The sequence below is a fragment of the Bacteroides sp. 1_1_30 genome (assembly GCF_020982715.1).
GTDB lineage: Bacteria > Bacteroidota > Bacteroidia > Bacteroidales > Bacteroidaceae > Bacteroides > Bacteroides xylanisolvens.
On sequence record NZ_JAJKHN010000071.1, the window covers coordinates 26,605 to 34,495 of the forward strand.

The 7,891-nt window shown below is 43.4% G+C and carries 6 protein-coding genes and 1 pseudogene; 4 read left to right on the top strand and 3 right to left on the bottom strand.

The window, feature by feature from the left end; translation table 11 throughout:
- Positions 1 to 72: 72 nt before the first annotated feature.
- The gene (locus tag LPH68_RS19110) at positions 73 to 549 is read left to right on the top strand and encodes a hypothetical protein (protein ID WP_049703084.1); all 477 of its coding nucleotides are present in this window, start codon (positions 73 to 75) and stop codon (positions 547 to 549) included.
- 109 nt (positions 550 to 658) lie between these two features.
- On the opposite strand, the gene LPH68_RS19115 is transcribed toward LPH68_RS19110, so the two are convergent.
- Positions 659 to 1,417, bottom strand: a complete 759-nt coding sequence (locus LPH68_RS19115) for a 1-acyl-sn-glycerol-3-phosphate acyltransferase (RefSeq protein WP_004315944.1) — start codon at positions 1,415 to 1,417, stop codon at positions 659 to 661.
- 120 nt (positions 1,418 to 1,537) lie between these two features.
- Between LPH68_RS19115 and LPH68_RS19120 the strand changes: the two genes are divergently transcribed.
- The 3 genes and pseudogenes from LPH68_RS19120 to LPH68_RS26865 form a co-directional block, all read left to right on the top strand.
- Positions 1,538 to 2,788, top strand: a complete 1,251-nt coding sequence (locus tag LPH68_RS19120; RefSeq protein ID WP_032811732.1) for an exonuclease SbcCD subunit D C-terminal domain-containing protein — start codon at positions 1,538 to 1,540, stop codon at positions 2,786 to 2,788.
- Positions 2,785 to 5,652 (top strand): AAA family ATPase, encoded by a 2,868-nt coding sequence (locus LPH68_RS19125; RefSeq protein WP_151936598.1) that lies wholly within the window; start codon positions 2,785 to 2,787, stop codon positions 5,650 to 5,652. The genes LPH68_RS19120 and LPH68_RS19125 overlap by 4 nt, the downstream gene beginning before the upstream one ends.
- A gap of 483 nt (positions 5,653 to 6,135) precedes the next feature.
- A pseudogene (locus LPH68_RS26865) lies at positions 6,136 to 6,180 on the top strand (hypothetical protein); the annotation flags it as partial.
- 72 nt (positions 6,181 to 6,252) lie between these two features.
- On the opposite strand, the gene LPH68_RS19135 reads toward LPH68_RS26865, so the two are convergent.
- Entirely contained in the window at positions 6,253 to 6,765 is a 513-nt protein-coding gene (locus LPH68_RS19135; RefSeq protein WP_008021804.1) for an RNA polymerase sigma factor, read from the bottom strand.
- Between the two features lie 68 nt (positions 6,766 to 6,833).
- Entirely contained in the window at positions 6,834 to 7,736 is a 903-nt protein-coding gene (locus LPH68_RS19140; protein ID WP_055235997.1) for a vitamin B12 dependent-methionine synthase activation domain-containing protein, read from the bottom strand.
- Positions 7,737 to 7,891: the final 155 nt, after the last annotated feature.

The following is a 7,891-nucleotide window of genomic DNA, read 5'->3' on the forward strand; positions in this document are numbered from 1 at the left end:
TTGTCCGGGTGACTTTTTTTGTGTTTTCAGATGCATGCCGTACTTTTGACCTAACAAAAACCAAATAGCTATATGAAAAATCCTAATGAATTATCTGCTACCTCTTCATGGAGAGGTAACGAATTACAGTTGATAGAACAGAAAGCCAACATTGTTGTCGGAGTAGCTAATTCTCGTACGCGGTTAAGGATAGGAGTTCTATTAAGTAAATATTCAGAGTATCAGGTGGATTATATATCCTCCGAGAGTGAAACAGGTAAACTGATTGAAGAAGCCGATCTAATAATTGGAGCGGGGATTACTGCCTATGAAGGGGTGTTACGCCGGAAACCGGTGATTGTAGTGGGGGATTATGGCTTTGGAGGCTTGGTTACTCCGGATACATTCCGCAAGCATTATAACAATCGGTTTAGAGGAAAGATTAATGGTGCAAGAGGTGAATCTTTCTCATTGGAGAATTTAGAAAAAGAAATTCATAAAGGTTTTAATTTGACTTTTCAAGAATTGCAAATGATGTCAAACCAAACCATAACTTTGCAAAACATCTAAATATCTGAATTCCTTAATTTCTTAATTTAATAGTTTGATGCATAAAACTGGTTAGGAGTGTGGGGGTGCGTGAGCATCCCCATATTCATTTTTAGGTATAATACACAAATTACCGGTCTTGATCTTCGTTTTTCACCATTCCCTTATGTTGCTCCGGGAGGGCACTTTCAACAGCAGCGTATGCCTCTGCCATGGTTGCCTTGATATTTTCCATGCCTTTTCCTTTGGGAGGAATAGGGTCGTGAATAGTCAGAATCATGCGATGGCGATGTATCCATTTGCCTGTGCGTGGAAGGATTTCAAATGAGCCATCGATAGTGACAGGTACCACTGCCAACTGTAAATCATCCGCCAATTGGAAAGCCCCTTTTTTAAAATATCCCATGTGTCCGGTAAAAGTGCGTGCACCTTCGGGAAAGACCACCAGAGAAACTCCGTCTTTCAACGAGTCTTTTGCCTGCCGGATGGTTTCCAAAACCTTCTTCGGGCCGGAACGGTCTACAAAGATATGTCCTGCGCTTTCACAGGCTTTTCCGACGAATGGCAATTTACGCAGACTTTTTTTCATCATCCATTTAAAGTTTCTTCCAATGAAGCCGTAGATGAGGAAAATATCAAATGAACCCTGATGGTTAGGTACAAAAATATAGGAAGTTTTGTCATGCAGCTTTTCGCGCCCCTCAATCTTCACGGGAATCAACAGGAACAGACAAATTAATTGTGACCATATCTTTCCCGGATAATATCCCCAGAAGTGGGCTCCTCCCAAGAGGGAACCTACAATAGTGACGATTGCCGTAAGGATGGTCAGCACTAATAAAATAGGCAAAGCGATGCAAATCTGATAAATATAATACAGTATCTTCATAGGGTTGGATTTTTATCCTGCAAATATACATGATTATTGGTAAAAAAGAGAGGCAGATGCGAGATAATCTTTCCGATTGTGTTATTTTTGCCTCTTGTTAGTAGAGATAGTTATAAAATTATGATACGTATATTACATACTGCCGACTGGCATTTGGGACAAACCTTTTTTGGATATGATCGCACGGGAGAACATGAGGTATTCCTGAATTGGCTGGCAGAAGAAATTCGTCAGAAAGAGATTGATGCATTGATTATAGCCGGAGATGTTTTTGATGTTTCCAACCCTTCCGCTGCATCCCAAAGCATGTATTATCAGTTTATTTATCGGGTGACAGTGGAGAATCCGAATCTGCAAATTGTCATTGTGGCCGGCAATCATGATTCGGCAGCACGTCTGGAAGCTCCTTTGCCTCTGTTGCAGGCTATGCGGACAGAAGTCAGAGGGGTGGTGCGCAAACTTGAAGGTGGAGAAATTGATTATGACCATTTGATCGTGGAACTGAAGAACCGGAAAGGGGAAGTGGAACTGCTTTGCATGGCTGTCCCTTTTTTGCGCCAGGGGGATTATCCGGTCGTGCAGACGGAAGGCAACCTGTACGCGGAGGGAGTTCGCGAACTATATTCGCAGCTTCTGCAAAGGCTATGGAAGCAAAGGACAGCGAATCAGTCGATTCTTGCCATCGGTCATTTGCAGGCTACAGGATCGGAGATTGCAGAAAAAGATTATAGTGAACGCACTGTGATTGGTGGTCTGGAGTGTGTATCGCCGGAAGCTTTTTCCGAACAGATAGCGTATACGGCATTGGGGCATATACATAAAGCGCAGCGAGTGTCGGGAAGGGAGAATGTGAGATATGCAGGAAGTCCCATTCCGATGTCTTTTGCAGAGAAACATTATCATCATGGAGTCGTGATGGTGACCTTTGACGGAGGTTGTGCAGTAGACATTGAACGGTTGGAATGCCCGAAATTAATCCCTTTGGTAAGTGTGCCGAATGGAGATCCCGCCTTGCCGGAAGTGCTGTTGGAAGCCTTGAAAGAATTGCCGGAGACAAAGGATGTAGCTCCTTATTTAGAAGTGAAGGTATTGCTGGAGGAACCGGAACCCATGCTTCGGCAGGAGATTGAGGAGGCATTGGCAGATAAAAATTATCGATTGGCACGCATTGTGTCTACCTATCGCACCGATGTAGAAAATACGGAGAAAGAAAACGAGAACTGGAAGAGAGGATTGCAGGAGATGTCTCCCTTGCAGATTGCGCAGTCTGCCTTTGAAAAGATTTATCAGGTGGAAATGCCTGCCGAACTGACAGGTTTGTTTCAGGAAGCCTATTTGGCTGCTACTCATAAAGAAGAGGAGGAAGAATGAAAATACTAGCTATACGATTGAAGAATCTGACCTCAATAGAAGGGACAGTAGAAGTCGATTTTACAGCAGAACCATTACATTCTGCAGGTATATTTGCTATTTCGGGACCTACGGGTGCCGGTAAGTCTACTTTACTAGATGCTTTATGTCTGGCACTGTATGATAAAGCTCCCCGTTTCGCAACTTCGGTGGAAAGTGTGAATCTGGCAGATGTAGGAGACAATCAGATAAATCAGTCCGATGTAAGAAATTTATTGCGTCGGGGAACAAGCGACGGTTATGCGGAAGTCGATTTCTTAGGCATTGACGGACGGCGTTACCGTTCTCGCTGGTCGGTAAGACGGACAAGAAATAAGATAAGCGGTTCTTTGCAGCCACAAACGCTGGAGGTGAAAGAACTGGATACGGAGAAAGAATTCCAGGGTACCAAAAAAGAGTTGTTGATTCAGTTGGTGGAGCTGGTGGGGTTGACGTATGAGCAGTTTACCCGTACCGTATTATTGGCGCAGAATGATTTTGCAACATTCCTGAAATCGAAAGGAGCGGCCAAAGCGGAGTTGCTTGAGAAGTTGACGGGAACCGGTGTATATTCCCGGATTTCTCAAGAAGTCTATGCACGGAATAAGGCGGCACAGGAAGAAGTCACTTTGATTCAGAATCGAATGAATGTGATCGAATTGATGCCGGAAGAAGAATTACTTGCTTTACAAAAAGAGAAAGAGCTGTTGGCCGAAAAGCGTGTGACAGGAATCAAACTGCTGGCAGAGCAAAATGAACAACTGAATGTGGTTCGTTCATTAAAAATGCAGGAAGATCTTTGGAAGAAGAAGCAACAGGAAGAACAGGAGGAGCAAGCAAGATTGAAAATGTTACAGGGCGCATTGGCTTCACAAGAAGAAGGATTGGTACATTTCAAGGCACAATGGGAGGCCATACAACCGGACTTGAAGAAAGCCCGTCAGTTGGATGTACAGATACAGTCACAGCAGGACAGTTACACACAATCGAAACAGATATTACAGTCCGCTAATAAACAGGTGTCGGAGCAGGAACAAAAAATGCGGATGGCTACGGAGCAGTTGCAGGTTTCTTATTCTTCTCTGAACCGTTTGCTGAATCATGTAGGAATAGAAGAAGCGTTGCAGCTAGAACAGGTGGAAGAAATTCTACGGCAGGAAGAAAATAAACTGACAGCCGGGATAAACACGAATGAAGAACGGTTGTTGCGATTAAACTCTTTCGGATATCCGTTATTGACCGAAGAACAGATGAAGTTGCAAAAAGAGCTGACACGCCAACAGAATATCCGGCAATTGACGGAAACGCAGACGAAAACCAAGGCGGAAGTAGAACGGTTGGAGAAAGAAACAACTGATTGCCTGAAACAATTGACTGAACAAGAAACCGCATTGAAAGTGACTCAACGCCTTTACGAAAATGCACGTATGGCAGTGGGAAAAGACGTGAAAGCATTGCGTCAGCAATTGCAGGAGGGGGAAGCTTGTCCAGTTTGCGGTAGTACGGCGCATCCTTACCATCAGGAACAAGAGGTAGTAGATACTCTTTTTCGGAGTATAGAACAGGAGTATAATGCAGCAGTAGCAAACTGTCAACAGATCAATAACCGGAGCATTGTTTTGCAACGTGATTGGACGCATCAGAAGATGGTGGACGGACAGATTGGAGAACAGTTGGCGGCATTGTATAAAGCTGGGATCGATGCTGGTAACGAAGAGCAGATACAACATCGTTTGACGGAACTGGCAGAACGTATTTTAGAATATCGTAATCTTTATGCAGAATGGCAACGCAGCGATGAAGAAATTAAAAAGATGCGTGCGCATTGTGAAGCTCTTCGTGAGAATGTATCTCTTTGTCGCCTGGCGATGCAGAAAGTATCGTCTGCTAAAGAACAGTTGTTATTACTGCAGAATACTGCTTCAGCCGAACAAAAGAGATTTGAAGTTATAGAGAAAGCGTTGAATGTGCTCCGTCAGGAACGTTCGCAACTGTTGAAAGGAAAAAGTGCGGATGAAGCGGAAGCAGCCGTGGCAAAAAGAGAAAAAGAGCTGAATTTGGCTTTGGAGAAAGCACGCAAAGAGGTAGAGGCTGTGCACAATCGCCTTTCTGGTCTGCAAGGAGAGATGAAGCAAATTACGCTGGCTATCGGAGAATTGCAGGAACAGTATAAAAAGATTGAGTCTCCCGAACAACTTCCCGAAATAATAAAGAAACAACAGGAAGAAAACCTGAATATCGAACGTACCTTTTCTACTATGGAAGCCCGTCTTTTGCAACAGGCAAAGAATAAGCTAACTGTGGAACAGATTGCGAAGGAACTGGCAGAGAAACAGACGATTGCCGAACGTTGGGCGAAACTTAATAAACTGATAGGCAGTGCGGACGGAGCGAAATTTAAAGTGATAGCTCAAAGTTACACTTTGAATTTGCTGTTGCTTCATGCCAATAAACATTTATCCTACCTTTCTAAACGCTATAAGTTGCAACAGGTTCCCGACACGTTGGCGCTTCAAGTGATAGATTGTGATATGTGTGATGAAATACGGACTGTGTACTCTCTTTCCGGTGGTGAATCATTCCTGATATCTTTGGCGTTGGCTTTGGGCTTGTCTTCCTTATCAAGCAATAACCTGAAAGTAGAATCTCTATTTATTGATGAAGGATTCGGCTCTTTGGATGCGGAAAGCCTGCGTACGGCAATGGAAGCATTGGAACAATTACAGATGCAGGGACGGAAAATCGGAGTTATTTCTCACGTACAGGAGATGAGTGAACGAATTTCTGTTCAGGTGCAAGTGCATAAGAAAGTGAATGGAAAGAGTGTGCTTACCGTTGTAGGGTAAGCACATCCATTATCTCCTTTTACATTAATTCGTTCAATTCGCTTAAATTCTTCTTTATTTCGTGGATGCGATTTAAGAACTTCTTGCGGTAAATCCATAAAATCAATCCTAGTCCTCCGCCCCATAACAGGATAAAGAAGGCTATCATGCCTATTCCATATTGCCACACTTGCCAGTAGATAAATGAGAGTACAGCCAGTACCAGGAGGAAAGCAATAGCAATCAGTCGTTCTCTGATGGTCCATCGGTGTATACGGTTCACGCGGCTGATTACCTCTACCAGAGGCATCTCGTCTATTTGAGTCCGTTGGAGGTAGCGGGTGGTGACGATGTCCCAGCAAAGTGCGGGAATCCATGCGAAAATGATAATGATGTAGATCGGGTTCAATCTGTTGTGCAACAACACCTCCGCTAAAAACAAGATCAATATCGGCAAAGAAATCAGAATAAGCTTGATGTTCAGGCTGGCAATGGCATGGATACCTTTGTCTGCATGCCTTATCAGCTTTTCAAGCTCTTCTTCTTTGATGAACTCTTTATCTTTCAAGTGTTCATCCAGGGCATTCCAAGATTTTTTCAGTTCTTCCAGTTCCATATATCTTATTCCTCCTTTTTCATTCTTTTAAGTTTGTCTTTGATGCGGCTTAGTTTAGTCGCTACATTGGTAACCGTCAGTCCGGTAATTTCTGCTATTTCTTCATAACTTTTGTCTTCGAGATAGAGCAGGATAATTGATTTGTCTAGTTGTCCCAGCTGGTTAATCATCTGATAAAGCTGTTTCAGCATTTCGTTGATCGGGTCGTGTGCTTCTATGGTCCAGTCAGTATCTTTGGTGAGACTGACAATTTCCGGTATATTCTTTTCTTTACGATAAAAACTGATACATGTGTTGAGGGCAATACGATAAATCCATGTAGATACTTTACATTCTTTTCTGAATTTAGGATAGGCTTTCCAAAGATTCAGTAGCACATCCTGATAAAGGTCATTGAGCGGAGCATTGGGGTTGGCGTACAGATAGCACACTTTGTAGATCACCCGTTCATATTCGCGGATTACCGACAAGAACTCTTGCTCAATAGGAGGATTGGCTTCTGTTGTTTGTTCTCTCATGAAGTCTATGATTGCTTTTCTGGTTAGTTAGTCGTGAGAAAAGGAGAAAAATCACAGGAGAATGATGATTATTGAAGATTCGCTGCCAGAAACTTGCGCATTTCTTCGATGCTTTTTCCCCGGCGGCGGGTATAATCTTCGAGTTGGTCTTCTCCAATCTTTCCTACAGAGAAATATTCGGAAGCCGGATGTGAAAACATAAGTCCGCAAACAGAAGCGTGCGGATACATGGCCCCGTTTTCAGTCAATGAAATACCTATCTGTTTCATGTCCAGCAGTTCATCCAACAGGAAGTTGACAGACTGATCCGGTAAAGACGGGTAGCCGACGGCAGGGCGAATACCTTGATATTTCTCGACCAATAAATCCGCTATGCCCAGATTTTCTTCTTTGGCATATCCCCATGCTTCTTTTCGTACATACTCATGCATCTTTTCTGTTGCAGCTTCTGCCAGTCGGTCGGAGAGGGTTTGGACAAGTAAGTGTTTATATGGATCCTGTTCATACAGTCCTTCCATGTCCGCATCAATAGAAGAAGCAAAAGCACCGATGGTGTCGGGGATGCCGGAAGAAAGAGGACGGATAAAGTCGCTTAGACAAAGGAAAGGACTTCCATCTCTTTTGGGCGTCTGCTGACGCAGTAAAGGAAAGGTGACGAATTGGTCTTTTTCTTTCTCAATAATCAAATTATCTCCGTCAGCGTTCGCTTTATAGAGCTTGAATAGGGTCTTTACCTCATAATCCCGGTCGAGCAGATCAAGCATCCGGTTGGCTTCTTTAAATAACTGCATGGCTTCGGAAGCCTTGCTACGTTCTTCTTCCGGAAAAGTCGTCAGCCACGAAGCACGGCAGACATCACATCCGTGAATGTTGGCAATGGCTGCAAAACGTGGCTGGAAACCCCATGCGTGGAAAAAGTAAATCCAGTTGATGTAGGGAGTGACTGTATGTATTTTATAAGATAGAATCATAATTTATACAATTAAATGGGAATTTAGCGGTTAAATGGGAATTTATCGGTTAAATGAGAATTTATCGGTTAGGCTGAAAGCCTTACAATTATATATTTATTGGGGTGCCCTGAAAGGGCTTAATTATATAGCGTAGGGCAACGCCCTACGAAAAA

What these genes read in the sequence shown, in the direction of transcription:
- LPH68_RS19110 (WP_049703084.1), top strand. Translation starts at nt 73, where the DNA reads ATGAAAAATCCTAATGAATTATCTGCTACCTCTTCATGGAGAGGTAAC.
- LPH68_RS19115 (WP_004315944.1), bottom strand. Translation starts at nt 1,417, where the DNA reads ATGAAGATACTGTATTATATTTATCAGATTTGCATCGCTTTGCCTATT.
- LPH68_RS19120 (WP_032811732.1), top strand. Translation starts at nt 1,538, where the DNA reads ATGATACGTATATTACATACTGCCGACTGGCATTTGGGACAAACCTTT.
- LPH68_RS19125 (WP_151936598.1), top strand. Translation starts at nt 2,785, where the DNA reads ATGAAAATACTAGCTATACGATTGAAGAATCTGACCTCAATAGAAGGG.
- LPH68_RS19135 (WP_008021804.1), bottom strand. Translation starts at nt 6,765, where the DNA reads ATGAGAGAACAAACAACAGAAGCCAATCCTCCTATTGAGCAAGAGTTC.
- LPH68_RS19140 (WP_055235997.1), bottom strand. Translation starts at nt 7,736, where the DNA reads ATGATTCTATCTTATAAAATACATACAGTCACTCCCTACATCAACTGG.